Here is a 14,829-nt window from a genome sequence, read left to right as displayed (position 1 = left end):
CAGCTTTTCCACAAGCTGCGCGACATGCGCGCCCGGCGCCAGCGATGCGGTCAGCCCGGGCGACGCGCTGCCCAACAAGTTCACCAAGCACTTTCAAAATATACGCATTGAGTATATATTTGCGGCCCATGAACATGCCGCAACAGGTGCTCCTTCGCGACGCGATGCGTCAACTCAACATGACACGCGATGCGTTCGCAGAGCGCATCGGCAGCCGAAGAAGGGCGCTGGACGCCTGGCTGCTGCCCGACGAATCCAATGAATTCAGGGCCATGCCCGAAGTCGCGCGGCGCTTCGTGGGCGAAATCCTGGCCTCCGACGGTCGGCGCGGTGAGTATACGCAAAGCGCACATGAAGGCGCCTTGCGCAAGGCCACCGCCGTCGACGGCGCGCACCACCTGCTGTCGGTCAGCCAGTTCAACCGCGACGCCATCGACGAACTGTTCCAGCTGGCCGACGTCATGCAGCCGATCGCGCGCCGCCGCAAGGTCAGCCGCGTGCTCGAAGGCGCCGTGCTGGCCAACCTGTTCTTCGAGGCCAGCACGCGCACCCGCGTGAGCTTCGGTGCGGCGTTCTGCCGGCTGGGCGGCTCGGTGTGCGACACCACGGGCTTCACCTTCTCGTCGATGGCCAAGGGCGAGTCGATCTACGACACCAGCCGCGTCATCAGCGGCTACGTCGACGCGATCGTGGTGCGGCACCCGGAGCAGGGCTCGGTCGCGGAGTTTGCGCGCGCCACCAATGTGCCGGTCATCAACGGCGGCGACGGGCCGGGCGAGCACCCGAGCCAGGCGCTGCTCGACCTGTACACCATCCAGCGCGAGTTCTCGCGGCTGGGCAAGCTGGTCGACGGCGCGCACATCGCGATGATCGGCGACCTGAAATACGGGCGCACGGTGCATTCGCTCATCAAGCTGCTGTCGCTGTACCGCGGGCTGAAGTTCACGCTGATCTCGCCGCCGTCGCTGGCCATGCCCGCGGAGATCGTCGAGGCCGTCAGCCGCAACGGGCACGTGGTCCAGACCGCGGCCACGCCCGCGCAGGCGCTGGCCGGCGCGGACGTCATCTACGCCACGCGCATCCAGAAGGAGCGCTTCGCGCACGACGAGGTGCTGGAAGGTTTCGACAACGCCTTCGAGGTCAACCATGCGCTCGTCGAGTCGGCGTGCAAGCCCGAAGTGGTCGTGATGCATCCGCTGCCGCGCGACGGCCGCCCCGGTTCGCACGACCTGAGCGTGGACCTCAACAACGACCCGCGCCTGGCCATCTTCCGCCAGACCGACAACGGCATCCCGGTGCGCATGGCGATCTTCGCCACGCTGCTGGGCGTGGACAAGCTCGTGAGCCGCTCGATGCGCGACGCCGCGTGGACGCCGCCCTCGCACATCGGGCCGGACGACAGCGTGTTCCACGGGCTCGACTGAGCCCGCGGCGACGCATGCTTCAGGTGTGCGCGAGGATGTTGACCAGCTTGCCGAACGGGTCGCGCACGTAGAAGCGGCGCACGCCCCATGGCTCATCGACCGGCCCGTATTCGATGGCGAAGCCGGCGGCCTTCATGCGTTCGAAGGCGGTGTCGACGTCGTCGACCTCGATGGACAGGTCGGGCACCGGCGTGCCCGAGCCGCCTTCGGCCGCCACGCTGAGCTGCACTGCCATGTCCGCTTGCGAGCCATAGGTCTGGATCCAGCCGTGGTCCATGAGCAGGTCGAGGCCGAGCACGTCCTTGTAGAAGACGGCGGCGCGCGCCGGCTCGGGCGTGGCGATGTTGGCGACGATGCGTTTGACTTTCATGGCGTGGGCTTCGTGATGGTGAAAGTGCGGGGCCGGCTGTCGCGCTCGACGTGCAGCAGATCGCCCTCGATGCGCATGCCGGTCCAGCGCTCGGTGTGTCCATTGCCGTGCACGATCTCGAGGCTGTCGTGCGACAGCATGCGGTAGCTGAAAAGCGGCGCGGTGACGGGGCCGTCCTTCACGCCCATGGTCGCGGCCACGTGGCCCGTGGCGTTGAAGTGGTAGCGCTCGATGAGCGTGTCGCAGACGAGGTCCAGCGTGTGGCCGAAGAGGCGTGTGATGTCGATGGTCGGCATGGCTCGGGGATTCTGCCCCGGCACCGCGTGCTCAACCAGCCATGCGCCGGTACGTCAGCAACCGCCCCCGATACGCCAGCCGGTCCACGCTCGCAAGCTGGTCCAGCCGCTGCTCGCGCATGCCGAAGCCTTCGTCGGCCATCTGCCGGTTGAAGGCTGGCCGGTTGCCGCGGTCGGGGTCGACGATCCACACCTCGGCGGCGGGGCTGGTGTGGCGGCCGATGAAGGCGGCGAGCAGGCCCCGGGCGTCGCGCTCGTACAGCAGGTCGCTGCCGATGACGAGGTCGAACAGGCCGTGCACGTCGCCGGCCAGGCCGGTCTCCTGCATGCCCCAGTGGCCGCGGCGGTACTTCATGGGCGGCAGGGCGTTCAGGCGCAGGTTCTCGAGCAGGAAGCCCGCGGTGAGCGGGTGGCAGTCGCTCGCGGTCATGTCGTTGCCGCGCCGGTGGCCGACCAGGCTGGCGAGCGCGAGGCCGCAGCCGATCTCGAGCACGCGCGTGCCCCGCACCACGGGGTGCACCGCCATGCGCGCGGCCAGTTGCGCGCCCGAGGGCCACAGCAGCCCGAACATCGGCCACGACGCGGAAGAGATGCCCTGCGCGGCCGCCGTGCCCAAGGGGTCGGAGAACTGCTGGCGGTCGAGCAGCGACCGGATGACGAGGTCGTCGGCACCCGCGATGGCGATGCGCTCCAGCTTGAGTAGGTAGCCCGGCATCGAAGGGTGCGGGGTCTCGCGTGCGAGGCCCCGGTGCAGCAAAGGTGGGCCAGTATGCGCCCTGTGCGGCGGGGCATCCGCTCACGCGCGCCTAAGTGGCCCGTCACCCGCGCCTAAGCTGCCTCTCACGGGCCGGTAAGAGCACCGTCCTAGAGTGAAAACACCGTCATCACTCAAGGAGACAACCATGAGAGTCCGTACCCTGACCCTGTGCATCGCCGCCGTGCCGGCGCTGGTGCTCGCCTCGTTCGCGCATGCGAGCGGCTATGCCGACCCTGACTATCCGCAGGCGTCGCATTCCACCGTGTCGCGCGATGCGGTCGCCGCCGACGCCATGCGCGCGAACAACAGCATGCATCCGACCGAGGTCCTCGAATCGCAGGTGGCCACGCCCGTGTCGGGTCTGGACCGCGCGCAGGTGCAGGCCGAGGCCGTCCGCGCGAACAACAGCATGCATCCGACGGAGGTGCTCGAGTCGCAGGTGCAGCCGCCCGTGGCATCGGCGAACCCGCCCGCGAGCACCAGCGGCGAGTGAGCCGTCGGCGCTTCGCGCCGCGATGCATGAAACCGCCATCGGGGGCGGGTAAGCTCGCGGCCCATGAAGCGCAACAGCACTCCCAGCATTCCCGGATCTGCCGGCGGCAAGGCTTCTGCCGCCGGCAGCAGGACGTCGGCGGCGCCTGCCGCCGCCCCCGCAACCCCTTCCGCGCCCGCCTCCGAAGGCCCCGACGTCCAGGTGTCCGCCGTGCTGGCCCGCATCCAGGCCTTGTGGTCGTCGCTGGGCCCGGTGGGCCAGCGCATCGCCGACTTCATCGTCAAGAACCCGCGCGAGGTGGTGCACATGTCGGTCAGCGAGGTGGCCGAGCGCACGGGTTCCAGCGAAGGCAGCATCGTCGGCCTGTGCAAGAACCTGGGCGCCACCGGCTTCCAGCAGATCAAGATCGCGCTCGCGCAGGAACTGGTGCGGCCGGTGCAGTTCATCCATGAAGACCTCGACCCGCAGGACAACGCCACGGCGGTGATCCGCAAGATCTTCCAGAGCAACGTGCAGACGCTGCACGACACCGAGGCCACGCTCGACGCCAAGGCGATGGAGCGCGCGGTGAAGCTGTTCCGCAAGGCCGAGCGCATCGAGGTCTACGGCATCGGCAGCTCGGCCACCATCGCGGAAGACGCGCACTACCGCATGCTGCGCATCGGCCTGAACGTGAAGCTGGCGGTCGACTCGCACGTGCAGGCCATCAGCGCTTCGCTCACCGATGCGAAGACGGCCGTGCTCACCATCTCGCATTCGGGCAGCTCGCACGAGACGGTGACGGCCACGCGCCTGGCCAAGGAGGCGGGCGCGTCGACGGTGTGCATCACCAATTTCGGCAAGTCGCCGATCCAGGCCTATGCCGACGTGCTGCTGTTCACCATGGCGCGAGAGACCCACTTTCGCACCGAGGCGATGACGAGCCGGCTCGCGCAGCTGGCGATCATCGACGTGCTGATCGCCTGCCTGGCACTGTCGGACTACGACACCTCGGTGCGCACGCTGCGCCAGACCTTCGACGTGCTGTCGCTCAAGCGGTACTGAGACGGAGACGGAGACGGAGACGGAGACGGGGCAGCGGCGGTTTCCACGGGCTCGGCGAGCAGCCCGGCCACCGACGGCGCGACCGCGCCGCTCGCCTGGCCCACCAGCACGCACGCCATGCCCAACCGCGCGGCGCCCTCGGCGTCGGTGAGCGGGTTGTCGCCGACCACCACCGTGTCTTCGGCGCGCGCACCAAGGCAGCGCAGGCCTTCCTCGAACAGCAGCGGCGCGGGCTTGCCGATCACGCGCCATGGCTGCACGCCGCTGGCCGCGACCACGGCCGCGAGCAGCGCGCCGGTCTCGGGCACCACGCGGCCTTGCGGGCCGGGGTGGGTGGCGTCGGCATTGCTCACGACCAGGCGCGCGCCGCGCAGCAGCTCGTTCACCACCAGCGCCAGCCGCGCGTGGCTGAAGTGCATGTCCAGCGCTAGCAGCACGAAGTCGGCGTCGGCCTGCACCTGCTGGCAGCCCAGCGAACGCGCGAAGCGCTGCAGCGCCGGGCTCGCGGCCAGCAGCACGCGGGCGCCGGGGTGCTCGCGCGCCAGCTGCCGCACGGCCAGCTCGCCGGCCAGCACGATGCGCTCGGGCGGCACGCGCAGCCCGAGCCGGTGCAGGCGTTGCGACAGGCCCGGCGCGGTGTGCGTGGAGTTGTTCGAAACGATGGCGTAGCGCCCGTCGAAATGCGCCAGCAGTTCGGCCGCGCCCGCAATGGGCTCCTGCTGGCGCACCAGCGTGCCGTCAAGGTCGACCAGCAGGTGGCGGGCCCGCGCCAGGCGGGCATCGGTGACCACGCTGCCTCGGCGGTCATGGCCCGCGGCGGTCCCTGGTGTCTTGGGGTTCTTGCTCATGGCGGCGGATTGTATTGAACATTGCTCAGTGCTTTGTTGAATTTTGAATGAGCAAATTTCATTTGCTTGTCATCTTCGTTTTCTAAAGTTCCGGGCATCGGCTCCCGAAAACCGCCTCGAAACGAAAGAAACACCCCATGAAAAAGCTCATTGCCCTTGCGACCACGGCAGCCGCCGCCGTGTCGCTGTCCGCGGCACTCTCCCTGCCTTCGCATGCCCAGTCGGTGGCCGACGGCTCGCGCGAGCATCCGCTGCGCGTGCTGCTGATTCCGGCCGACGGCGGCACCGAGTCGGGCACCAAGGCCGACTACGCGCCGGTGTTCAACGCCATCACGCGCACCACGGGCCTGAACTTCGACCTGAAGGTGGGCCAGTCGTACGGCGCCGTGGTCGAGGGCATGTGCAACCAGCTCGCCGACATCGCCTTCTTCGGCCCCGTGGCCTATGTGCAGGCCCACAAGCGCGGCTGTGCGCAGCTGCTGGCCGTGGGGGTGGAGAAGGGCGCCTCGGTGTACTACGCCGGCATGTTCGCCAAGGCGAACGGGCCCGTCGCCTCCATCGGCGACGTGAAGGGCAAGCGCGTGGCCTTCGGCGACGTCAACTCGGCGTCGAGCTTCACCTTCCAGGTCGCGATGCTGATGGACGCGGGCATGGACCCGGCGCGCGACCTCTCGGCCATCCGCATGACCGGCAGCCACGCCAGCAGCCTGGCCGCGCTGGTGCAGGACCAGGTCGACGTGGCCTCGCTCTCGTTCGACTCGTTCGAGAAGGCGGTGAAGCAGGGCGCCGTCGATCCGAAGACGGTGAAGGTCGTCGCCAGGAGCATGGCCATTCCATACCCTCCGCTCGCGCTCAACTCGAAGATGCCCGAGCCGCTGAAGGCCAAGCTGAAGGACGCCTTCGCCACGGTGAACAAGGCTCCCGGCGTCACGCCCGACATGATCCGCGGCTACGGCGGCGGCAAGATCGACGGCTACAACACCAGGTTTTCGGAAGACGAGTTCAACGTCGCGGCCGAGAAGCTGGGCCTGCTCACCGACGAGCTGAAGGGCCGCATCCTGGCCAAGGCCGCGCAGCGCTGAGCGGGGCAAGGCACGCCATGCTGAATTTCGAATCGGTCGCCATGCGCTACGCCGACGGCACGCAGGCGCTCGGCGGCGTCTCGCTGCAGGTGCCCGCGGGTCAGTTCTGCGTGGTGCTGGGCTCGTCGGGCGCCGGCAAGTCGACGTTGCTGCGCATGGCCAACGGGCTGGTGAAGCCCACGCAGGGCACGGTGCAGGTCGAGGGCGTGCGCATCGCGGCCGGTTCGCTGGCCCGCATCCGCCCGCGCATCGGCATGATCCACCAGCAGTTCAACCTGGTGCTGCGCTCCACCGTGGCCGACAACGTGCTCGCCGGCGCACTGCCGGCCATGCCGACCTGGCGCGCGCTGCTGGGTCTGTTTTCCGACGATGCACGCCGCAAGGCCTGCGAGCTGATCGAAGCGGTCGGGCTGCAGGAGCTGCACCTGCTGCGCCGCGTGAGCGAGCTTTCGGGCGGCCAGCAGCAGCGCGTGGGCATCGCGCGCGCCTTCATGCTCGACCCGCCGCTGGTGCTGGCCGACGAGCCTGTGGCCAGCCTCGACCCTCGGACGAGTCACGACGTGCTGTCGCTGTTGCGCAGGCAGGCGCGCGAGCGCGGCACCACCGTGCTGTGCAGCCTGCACCAGATCGAGCTGGCCTGCGAGTTCGCCGACCGCATCGTGGCGCTGCGCCACGGCGCGGTGGTGTTCGACGGGGTGCCCGGCGCGTTCGATCCGCGGGTGTTCGACGCGGTCTACGGCCGCACCCCCGACGCCGCCCACGCCGCCCACGCCGCGCGGCCCGAGGGGCTGACCATGGAACCCGAAGCCGCGTTGCCCTTGCGCGCAGGCGTGCTGGAGCTCGCGCAATGAGCCGCCCCGCATCCGCCTGGAACCTGCCGCGCCCCTACGGCGCGCGCAGCCTTGCCGTGCTGCTGCTCGTGCTGGTGGCCGGCTTCTTCGCCGGCCAGCGCGTGGAGATGGGCCGCATGCTGTCGCTCACCGGCGAAGGCGTGCTCGCGGCGGTCGGCCTGCGCGAACACTCGCAGGTGCTGTCGGGGCTGGGCACCATCGCGCGTTCGCTCTTTCCACCGCAGGTGTCCGAGCGCACCGAGACCGCGCGCGTCGAGGGCTTCGACCGCAACCGGCTGCCGTGGTTCTCGCACGTGGAAACGGTCGAGACGCGCGAGCCCAAGCTCAACCCGCAGACGCTGCAGATGGAAGAGCGGGTCGACAGCCAAGAAGTGCTGGTGGAGCCCTTCGGCTATCTCTGGCACGTGGCGGTGAAGATGCTCGAGACCTTCGAGATCGCCATCTGGGCCACGCTGCTGGCCATCCTGCTGAGCGCACCGCTGGCCTGGTGCAGCGCGAAGAACTACACGCCGAACCGCGTCGTGTACACGCTGGCGCGCAGCCTGGTCGGCATGTTCCGTGCGGTGCCCGAGCTCGTGAGCGCGCTGTTCCTGGTGCTGGCCTACGGCTTCGGTCCCATCGCGGGGGTGCTGGCCCTGGCACTGCACTCGGCAGGTTTTCTCGGCAAGTTCTACGCGGAGGACATCGAGACCGCCGACGACAAGCCGCAGGAGGCGCTGCGCGCCATCGGCGCGAACAGGTTGAAGGTGATGCGCTTCGCGGTGCTGCCCCAGGTGATGCCGCAGTTCATCGCCTACACGCTGTACGTGCTCGACCGCAACGTGCGCATGGCCACCGTGGTGGGGCTGGTGGGCGCCGGCGGCATCGGGCAGGAGCTGAAGGGGCGCTACGACATGTACAACTACGCGCACGTCGGCACGATCCTGATCGCCATCTTCCTCACCGTGCTGGTGCTCGACCGCCTCGCAGCGCGCCTGCGCAGCCGCTATGCCTGAGCCCTGAACCTGCGCGGCGCGGGCGCCCACGCCGTGGGTTCGCCCCGCGCGCCACACCCCTGATTTCTCGAAGCCGGTGCAACCCCGCGAGGGGGCTGCGCGGCCCCCGTTCGCCTGTTTTCCGACTCCCGTTCGCTCCACGTCTTCCGTCTTCTTCTCGATCAAAGGAACCTGTCATGACTCCACGTGCTTCCCGGCATGGCCTCTTCGCTTCGGCCGCGGCCGGCTTCCTCTTGTGCCTGGGCCTCGCCGCGTGCGGCGGTGGGGGAGGGGGCGGCGGTGGCGGTGTGCCGGTGCTGCCGCCCGGTGGCAGCCCGCCGCCGGCCACCACGCCGCAGCAACCCGGCCAGCCGGCACCCGTGCTGAAGTGCGCGCCCTGAGGCGAGCAGCCTGCCTGCTCGCACGCCTCCCGCGCCTTCCGCTTCGTCCTCTCTTTTCTCCCTTTCTGTCCTCGCGTTGAAAGACTCCCATGAACCACACCAACCGTCGCGACTTCTTCCGCAAGACGGCCGGCGCCGTCGGCGCGGCCTCGGCCCTCACCATGCTGCCGCCCGCGATCCGCAAGGCCCTTGCGGTCGAGGCCGCGGTCGACACCGGCACCATCAAGGACATCAAGCACGTCGTGATCCTGATGCAGGAGAACCGCAGCTTCGATCACTACTTCGGCACCCTGCGCGGCGTGCGCGGCTTCGGTGACCGCTTCCCGATTCCCCTGGCCAGCGGCAAGCCTGTGTACTACCAGCCCAACCCCACCGTCGGCGGCCCCGACATCCAGCCCTTCCGCCGCGACTCGACGGTTGCCAATGCGCTGATCGGCTCCGGCGCGCCGCACAATTTCCCCGACATGCAAGGCGCATGGAACCAGGGAAAGATGGACCGCTGGATCCAGTTCAAGAACCAGGTGACGATGGGCCACTACCTTCGCGAGGACATTCCGTTCCAGTTCGCGCTGGCCGACGCCTTCACGCTGTGCGACGGCTACCACTGCTCCATCCTCACCGGCACCGATCCGAACCGCGTGGTGTTCTGGTCGGGCTCCAACTTCAACCCCGAGCTGCGCAAGCGGGGCATCAACAGCACGGACACCGACTCCGAGCCCGTCAACTCGCGCTGCTGGCCCAGCCCTTCCAACTGGGTCGCGGGCAGGGCGCAGAAGGCCGACGGCACCGGCCAGACCGACCCCGTCACCAGTGCCTACAACTACAAGTACGTCAACAACTCCTTCAAGTGGGACACCTTGCCCGACGTGCTGCAAAGGGCGGGCATCAGCTGGCACATCTACCAGAACATGAACAACAACTGGACGGGCGCCATGAACGGCTGCCTGGCCTTCGAGAGCTTCCGCACCGCGCAGCCGGGCTCGCCGATCTATGAACACGGCCTGACGGGTGGCCCCGCGGCGGCCGACGGCGCCGTGAACTTCCTCGCGCAGCTCAAGCAGGACGTGATGAACGACACCCTGCCGCAGGTCTCGTGGGTTCTGCCCACGCAGGCCCTGGCCGAGCACCCCGGCAGCAGCGAAGGCGTGGCCGGCGCCGCCGACTTCATCTCCGACGTGATGGCCGCGCTGACGTCCAACCCGGCGGTGTGGAGCAAGACGGCCCTCTTCGTCACCTTCGACGAGAACGACGGCTTCTTCGACCACCTGGCAATGCCGGCCGTGCCGTCGTACGACGCCAGCGGCGTGCTGATGGGCAAGTCGACCGTGCCGCTGGACGGCGAGTACTTCGACGTTGCCGCGGGCTCCTACCTGAACGCGGCCGACACCACCAGCGGCAAGATTCGCCCCTGGGGCCTGAGCTCGCGCGTGCCCATGTACGTGGTCTCGCCATGGAGCAAGGGCGGCTGGGTCAACTCGCAGGTGTTCGACCACACCTCGATGGCCATGTTCCTGGAGAAGCGTTTCGACATCACGGTGGACGCCGTGAGCCCGTGGCATCGCGCGGTGTGCGGCGACCTCACGTCGTGCTTCGACTTCGTGAACCCGAACAACCCGGTGGTGCCCGCGCTGCCCGACACCAGCACCTACCTGGCCATCAACGCGGCGCAACGGCTCCTGCCCACGGGCCCGGTGACCACCGCGCCCGCCACGCCGCAGCCGCTGTTCCAGGAGACCGGCACGCGCTATTCGCGCGCGTTGCCCTATGAGCTGCACACCAGCGCGCGCGTGGAGCCGCGCGGCCTGGTGTCGCTGATCTTCGCCAACACCGGCACGCAGGGCGCCGTGTACCACGTGTACGACAAGCTGCACCTGGACCGCATTCCGCGCCGCTACACCGTGGAGGCCGGCAAGCAGCTCACCGACTACTGGAACTCCGGCGACACCGACAGCGGCAAGTACGAGCTGTGGGTGTACAGCACCAACGGCTACGTGCGCACCTTCAAGGGCGACGCGCTGGCCACCGACGCGGCGGGGTTCAAGCCCGAAGTGCAGGTCTGCTACGAGCCGGCCAACGGCCAGGTCTACGTGAAGGTGCACAACACCGGCACCGCGGGCGGCACGGTGTCGGTCAAGGCCAACGCCTACCGCACCGACGGCCCCTGGTCGCTCGACGTGGCCGCGGGCGCCACCGGCATGCTGCACTGGAACCTGGACGACAGCGGCCACTGGTACGACTTCACCGTGAGCGCCGCCGACTTCGAGCGCCGTTTCTCGGGCCGCGTCGAAACCGGCAAGCCCAGCGTGAGCGACCCGGCCATGGCGATGCACCTGGCGGCCTGACGCGGCGCCTGCCACGACAACGACAACAACGACAACAACGACAACGACAACAAAGAGAACCATGAAGCAAAAGCGCACAACGCGCGGCGCAGCCCTGCTCGGGCTGGCCGTTGCGCTCGGCTCGGGCGCGGGCCTCATGCCCGCGGCCCGGGCCCAGACCATCACCTGGAACCCGGCCAAGTCCAACCTCGGCATCGGCACCGGCACCGGCACCACCGGCGTCACCGGCACCAACAACCAGGCGCTGGGCACCAACACGGGCAACAACGTCAGCACCAACTACAACCTGGCCATCGGCGACGGCGCCGGGTCGAACGTGAGCGGCGACAACGCCAACCAGGCCATCGGCTACCAGGCCGGCGTCAACGTGGTCGGCGGCTGGAACCAGTCGTTCGGCCGCAGCGCGGGCGACAACGTAACGGGCAATCACAACAATGCCACCGGCTTTCATGCAGGCAGCACGGTCAAGGGCTCGGACAACAACGCCACGGGCACCAACGCGGGCATGAACGTGACCGGCAGCCGCAACAACACGCTCGGCAGCAACGCCGGCCAGCAGGTCACCGGCTCGGACAACGAGGCCTACGGCACCAGCGCCGGCATCAACGTGACCGGCAACGCCAACCAGTCCTACGGCAGCGGCGCGGGCAACAACGTCAAGGGCAGCAACAACATCGCGTCGGGGCAGGGCGCAGGCTTTGGCGTGACCGGTTCGGGCAACCAGTCGTCGGGCCAGCAGGCCGGCGCGGGCGTGTCGGGCAACAACAACCTCGCGATGGGGCAGGCCGCCGGCGGCGGCGTGCAGGGCAGCCAGAACCTGTCGTTCGGCAACGCGGCCGGCCAGGGCGTGACGGGCAACGGCAACGTGGCGCAAGGCAACGGCGCAGGCCAGCATGTGAGCGGCGACGGCAACATCGCCCTCGGCAACGACGCGGGCGCCTACGTGAATGCGAGCCAGAGCATGTCGCTGGGCACGTCGTCGCGCGCCAGCGCCGACAACGCCGTCGCGCTCGGCAGCAACGCCACGGCCGCGCACGCCAACAGCGTCGCGCTGGGCGCGGGCAGCGCGACCACGCGCGGCGCGCAGGCCGCGTACACGGCAATCGGGCTGGCGGGCGTGCAGTCGTCGGTGGGCGAGGTGGCGCTGGGCAACCGGCAGCTCACGGGCGTCGCGCCCGGCAGCGCAGCCACCGACGCAACCAACGTGGGCCAGGTGCAGGGCATGGTGCAGGACGGCGTGGCCACGGCCAACGCCTACACCGACACCGTCGCCGCGCAGGGCGGGCCGCTGGGCAAGGCCTACACGGACATCACGGCCGCGCGCCTGCAGGGCCAGATCGACGACAACGCGCGCCGCGCCTACGCGGGCATTGCGGGCGTGGCCGCCATGGAAGCCGCGCCGATGGTGCCGGGCAAGCTGAGCTACGCCGTCGGGCTGGGCAACTACCGCAGCGAAAGCGCGCTGGGCGGCTCGCTGCGCCAGACCTCGCAGGACGGCCGCTACAGCGTGACGCTGGGCGTGGGCGCCACCAGCTCGGGCGTGGTGACGCGGGTGGCGTTCACGGGCGTGTTCGACTGAGCCTGGGCCGCGCGCGCGTCAGTCGCGCGCGTTCAAAAGCACGCGTGTTCAGTCGCGCGTGAGCACGAAGCGCTTGCGGACACCGCCCGCGGCCGAGGGCGCCACCCACACGTCGAACTCGCCGGGCTCGACCACCGGCTTCATGTCGCGGCCGATGAACTTCAGGTCGTCGGCCGTGAGCGTGAACTCCACCTGCTGCGAGGCGCCCGGCGCGATGGTCACTTTGCGAAAGCCCTTCAGCTCGCGCACCGGCCGCGTCACGCTCGCGGCGCGCTCGGCGATGTAGAGCTGCACCACTTCCTCGGCCTCGCGCTGGCCGGTGTTGGTGACGGTGGCGCGCACGCGCAGGGTGTCCGACAGGGTCATGCGCTCCTGGCTGAGCTCGACGCCGTCGTAGCGCACCGGCGCGTAGCCCAGGCCGAAGCCGAAGGGGTAGAGCGCCTCGTTGGTGGCGTCCACGTAGCGCGCCTTGAAGGCCGTCTCGGGTGCGTTCTCCGGCGTGGGCCGGCCGGTGCGCTTGTGGCCGTAGTAGTAGGGCACCTGGCCCGCCGTCTGCGGAAAGCTCACGGGCAGGCGGCCCGAGGGATTGAAGTCGCCGAACACCACGTCGGCGATGGCGTTGCCCGTCTGCACGCCGAGGAACCAGGTGACCAGGATGGCGCGCGCATTGCGCACCGCGCCCTTCAGCGCCATGGCGCGGCCGTTGCTCAGCAGCACGACCACCGGCTTGCCGGTGGCGGCCACGGCTTCGGCCAGGTCCTGCTGCGCCTGCGGCAGGCCGATGTCGCTGCGCGAGCGCGCCTCGCCCGACATCTTCTGGCTCTCGCCGACGGCCAGCAGCACCACGTCGGCATTGCGCGCGGCGGCCACCGCGGCGTCGATGCCGCCAGGCAGCGCGCTCTCGATGCCCGAGCCGCGCACCACCGTCACCGACGAATCGGCGCCCAGCGCGTTGCGCAGGCCCTGGTCGATGCCCACCGGCGCCGACTGGCCCGGAAACAGGCTCCAGGCGCCCATCAGGTCGATGGTGCCTTCGGCGAAGGGGCCGACCAGCGCGATCTTCGTGCCGGCCTTGGGCAGCGGCAGCAGCATGCTGTCGTTCTTCAGCATGACGATGGAACGGCGTGCGCTCTCGCGGGCCAGTTCGATGAACGCGGGGTTCTCGGCGCGCTGCGCGGCGGGCGGGCCGTCCAGGCCGTGCATGGGGTCGTCGAACAGGCCCAGCTTCATCTTCACGCGCAGCACGCGGCGCACCGCCTCGTCGAGCCGCGCCATCGGCACTTCGCCCGAGGCCACCAGGTCGGGCAGGTAGCGCATGTACAGGCCGCTTTGCATGCTCACGTCGGTGCCGGCCATGAAGGCCTGCTTGGCGGCTTCGCGCGGGTTGGCGGCGTAGCCGTGCTCCACCAGTTCTTCGTCGGCCGTGTAGTCGGACACCACGAAGCCCTTGAACTTCCATTCGTCGCGCAGCACGCCGGTGAGCAGCGCCGGGTTGGCGGTGGAGGGCACGCCGCCGATTTCGTTGAAGGCGCTCATGACCGACAGCGCGCCCGCGTCCAGCGCCGCGCGGAACGGCGGCAGGTACACCTCGCGCAGGGTGCGTTCGGAGATGTCGCTCGCGTTGTAGTCGAGCCCGCCCTCGGCCGCGCCGTAGGCCGCGAAGTGCTTGGGCGTGGCCAGCATCGCGTCGGGCCGCGACAGGTCGGGGCCCTGGAAGCCGCGCACGCGCGCGGCGGCGAACTGCCTTGCCAGGTACACGTCTTCGCCCACGCCTTCGAGCCCGCGGCCCCAGCGCGCGTCGCGCGCGATGTCGACCATGGGCGCGAAGGTCCAGCGGAAGCCGTCGGCCGTGGCCTCGACCGCCGCCGCGCGCGCGGTGCGCTCGGCCAGCGCGGGCTCCCAGCTGGAGGCCTCGGCCAGCGGCATCGGGAACATGGTGCGAAAGCCGTGGATCACGTCGGCGCCGAAGATCAGCGGAATGCCCAGGCGGGTTTCGTTCACCGCAATCTGCTGCAGCCGCCGCTTGCCTTCGAGGCCCGCGTTGTTGAACAGGCCCGTGAGGCGGCCGGCGCGCACGTCGGCGGTTTCCTGCTGCGCGTTGCGCCAGCCGGCCTGCGGGTTGTTGGGGGTGTCGATCTCGGCGGGGCCGTACAGGCTGAGCTGGCCGGCTTTTTCCTGCGGCGTCATGCGCGCGATCAGCGCTTCGATGCGGGCATCGGGCGTTTGCGCCGCATTCGCGACGTCCGCTGCGGCAGGCGGCGCGACCGGCGTGGCGGGCGCGGCGAAAGCGGGAGGAAGAAAAAGCGCGAGGGAGAGAAGAACGGAGGCGGAGCCCGTCAAGGCCGGAATTCGAACGTGCATGGCGCTC

At 69.5% G+C, this 14,829-nt stretch carries 14 protein-coding genes; 9 read left to right on the top strand and 5 right to left on the bottom strand.

Features of this window, described 5'->3' with window-relative positions:
• Nucleotides 1–128 precede the first annotated feature (128 nt).
• Nucleotides 129–1,424, top strand: a complete 1,296-nt coding sequence (locus tag AC1DJH_RS01340) for an aspartate carbamoyltransferase (protein WP_435483490.1) — start codon at nt 129–131, stop codon at nt 1,422–1,424.
• A gap of 19 nt (nt 1,425–1,443) precedes the next feature.
• Here the strand turns inward: AC1DJH_RS01340 and AC1DJH_RS01335 are convergent, their stop codons facing one another.
• From AC1DJH_RS01335 to AC1DJH_RS01325, 3 genes are read right to left on the bottom strand one after another with little or no spacing between them, the layout of a single operon-like run.
• Complete coding sequence (locus AC1DJH_RS01335; protein WP_435483491.1) at nt 1,444–1,794, bottom strand: VOC family protein; 351 nt, start codon at nt 1,792–1,794, stop codon at nt 1,444–1,446.
• Entirely contained in the window at nt 1,791–2,090 is a 300-nt protein-coding gene (locus AC1DJH_RS01330) for a hypothetical protein (protein ID WP_435483492.1), read from the bottom strand. Before AC1DJH_RS01330 ends, AC1DJH_RS01335 begins: the two co-directional genes overlap by 4 nt.
• A gap of 31 nt (nt 2,091–2,121) precedes the next feature.
• Complete coding sequence (locus tag AC1DJH_RS01325; protein WP_435483493.1) at nt 2,122–2,805, bottom strand: class I SAM-dependent methyltransferase; 684 nt, start codon at nt 2,803–2,805, stop codon at nt 2,122–2,124.
• A gap of 187 nt (nt 2,806–2,992) precedes the next feature.
• Between AC1DJH_RS01325 and AC1DJH_RS01320 the strand changes: the two genes are divergently transcribed.
• Nucleotides 2,993–3,340, top strand: coding sequence for a hypothetical protein (locus tag AC1DJH_RS01320; protein ID WP_478184437.1), 348 nt, complete (start codon nt 2,993–2,995; stop codon nt 3,338–3,340).
• A gap of 63 nt (nt 3,341–3,403) precedes the next feature.
• Entirely contained in the window at nt 3,404–4,384 is a 981-nt protein-coding gene (locus tag AC1DJH_RS01315; protein WP_478184436.1) for a MurR/RpiR family transcriptional regulator, read from the top strand.
• Here AC1DJH_RS01315 and AC1DJH_RS01310 read toward each other — a convergent pair.
• Nucleotides 4,321–5,232, bottom strand: a complete 912-nt coding sequence (locus AC1DJH_RS01310; protein ID WP_478184435.1) for an HAD-IIA family hydrolase — start codon at nt 5,230–5,232, stop codon at nt 4,321–4,323. The genes AC1DJH_RS01315 and AC1DJH_RS01310 overlap by 64 nt on opposite strands.
• 137 nt (nt 5,233–5,369) lie before the next feature.
• Here AC1DJH_RS01310 and AC1DJH_RS01305 point away from each other — a divergent pair, with 137 nt between their 5' ends.
• The 6 genes from AC1DJH_RS01305 (at nt 5,370) to AC1DJH_RS01280 (ending at nt 12,461) form a co-directional block, all read left to right on the top strand.
• The gene (locus tag AC1DJH_RS01305) at nt 5,370–6,314 is read left to right on the top strand and encodes a phosphate/phosphite/phosphonate ABC transporter substrate-binding protein (protein WP_478184434.1); all 945 of its coding nucleotides are present in this window, start codon (nt 5,370–5,372) and stop codon (nt 6,312–6,314) included.
• Nucleotides 6,315–6,331: 17 nt separating this feature from the next.
• Complete coding sequence (gene phnC, locus AC1DJH_RS01300; protein ID WP_478184433.1) at nt 6,332–7,165, top strand: phosphonate ABC transporter ATP-binding protein; 834 nt, start codon at nt 6,332–6,334, stop codon at nt 7,163–7,165.
• Entirely contained in the window at nt 7,162–8,160 is a 999-nt protein-coding gene (gene phnE / locus AC1DJH_RS01295) for a phosphonate ABC transporter, permease protein PhnE (RefSeq protein WP_478184432.1), read from the top strand. The genes phnC and phnE overlap by 4 nt, the downstream gene beginning before the upstream one ends.
• A 176-nt stretch (nt 8,161–8,336) precedes the next feature.
• On the top strand, nt 8,337–8,540 hold the full coding sequence (locus tag AC1DJH_RS01290) for a hypothetical protein (RefSeq protein ID WP_478184431.1): 204 nt from the start codon (nt 8,337–8,339) through the stop codon (nt 8,538–8,540).
• Nucleotides 8,541–8,629: 89 nt separating this feature from the next.
• Nucleotides 8,630–10,882, top strand: coding sequence for a phosphocholine-specific phospholipase C (locus AC1DJH_RS01285; RefSeq protein ID WP_435483501.1), 2,253 nt, complete (start codon nt 8,630–8,632; stop codon nt 10,880–10,882).
• A gap of 61 nt (nt 10,883–10,943) precedes the next feature.
• Nucleotides 10,944–12,461: a YadA family autotransporter adhesin gene (locus tag AC1DJH_RS01280; protein ID WP_472119154.1), complete on the top strand. Its 1,518-nt coding sequence runs from the start codon at nt 10,944–10,946 to the stop codon at nt 12,459–12,461.
• A 48-nt stretch (nt 12,462–12,509) separates the two neighbouring features.
• Here AC1DJH_RS01280 and AC1DJH_RS01275 read toward each other — a convergent pair whose 3' ends face one another.
• Nucleotides 12,510–14,822 (bottom strand): glycoside hydrolase family 3 N-terminal domain-containing protein, encoded by a 2,313-nt coding sequence (locus tag AC1DJH_RS01275; RefSeq protein WP_478184430.1) that lies wholly within the window; start codon nt 14,820–14,822, stop codon nt 12,510–12,512.
• Nucleotides 14,823–14,829: the final 7 nt, after the last annotated feature.

The sequence above is a fragment of the Variovorax sp. 10N412 genome (genome assembly GCF_056394985.1).
This window is presented reverse-complemented; position numbering and strand designations above follow the sequence as displayed.

Bases quoted from the DNA above. Each gene is read 5' to 3' on its own strand.
- AC1DJH_RS01340 (WP_435483490.1), top strand. From the start codon at position 129: ATGAACATGCCGCAACAGGTGCTCCTTCGCGACGCGATGCGTCAACTC.
- AC1DJH_RS01335 (WP_435483491.1), bottom strand. From the start codon at position 1,794: ATGAAAGTCAAACGCATCGTCGCCAACATCGCCACGCCCGAGCCGGCG.
- AC1DJH_RS01330 (WP_435483492.1), bottom strand. From the start codon at position 2,090: ATGCCGACCATCGACATCACACGCCTCTTCGGCCACACGCTGGACCTC.
- AC1DJH_RS01325 (WP_435483493.1), bottom strand. From the start codon at position 2,805: ATGCCGGGCTACCTACTCAAGCTGGAGCGCATCGCCATCGCGGGTGCC.
- AC1DJH_RS01320 (WP_478184437.1), top strand. From the start codon at position 2,993: ATGAGAGTCCGTACCCTGACCCTGTGCATCGCCGCCGTGCCGGCGCTG.
- AC1DJH_RS01315 (WP_478184436.1), top strand. From the start codon at position 3,404: ATGAAGCGCAACAGCACTCCCAGCATTCCCGGATCTGCCGGCGGCAAG.
- AC1DJH_RS01310 (WP_478184435.1), bottom strand. From the start codon at position 5,232: ATGAGCAAGAACCCCAAGACACCAGGGACCGCCGCGGGCCATGACCGC.
- AC1DJH_RS01305 (WP_478184434.1), top strand. From the start codon at position 5,370: ATGAAAAAGCTCATTGCCCTTGCGACCACGGCAGCCGCCGCCGTGTCG.
- phnC (WP_478184433.1), top strand. From the start codon at position 6,332: ATGCTGAATTTCGAATCGGTCGCCATGCGCTACGCCGACGGCACGCAG.
- phnE (WP_478184432.1), top strand. From the start codon at position 7,162: ATGAGCCGCCCCGCATCCGCCTGGAACCTGCCGCGCCCCTACGGCGCG.
- AC1DJH_RS01290 (WP_478184431.1), top strand. From the start codon at position 8,337: ATGACTCCACGTGCTTCCCGGCATGGCCTCTTCGCTTCGGCCGCGGCC.
- AC1DJH_RS01285 (WP_435483501.1), top strand. From the start codon at position 8,630: ATGAACCACACCAACCGTCGCGACTTCTTCCGCAAGACGGCCGGCGCC.
- AC1DJH_RS01280 (WP_472119154.1), top strand. From the start codon at position 10,944: ATGAAGCAAAAGCGCACAACGCGCGGCGCAGCCCTGCTCGGGCTGGCC.
- AC1DJH_RS01275 (WP_478184430.1), bottom strand. From the start codon at position 14,822: ATGCACGTTCGAATTCCGGCCTTGACGGGCTCCGCCTCCGTTCTTCTC.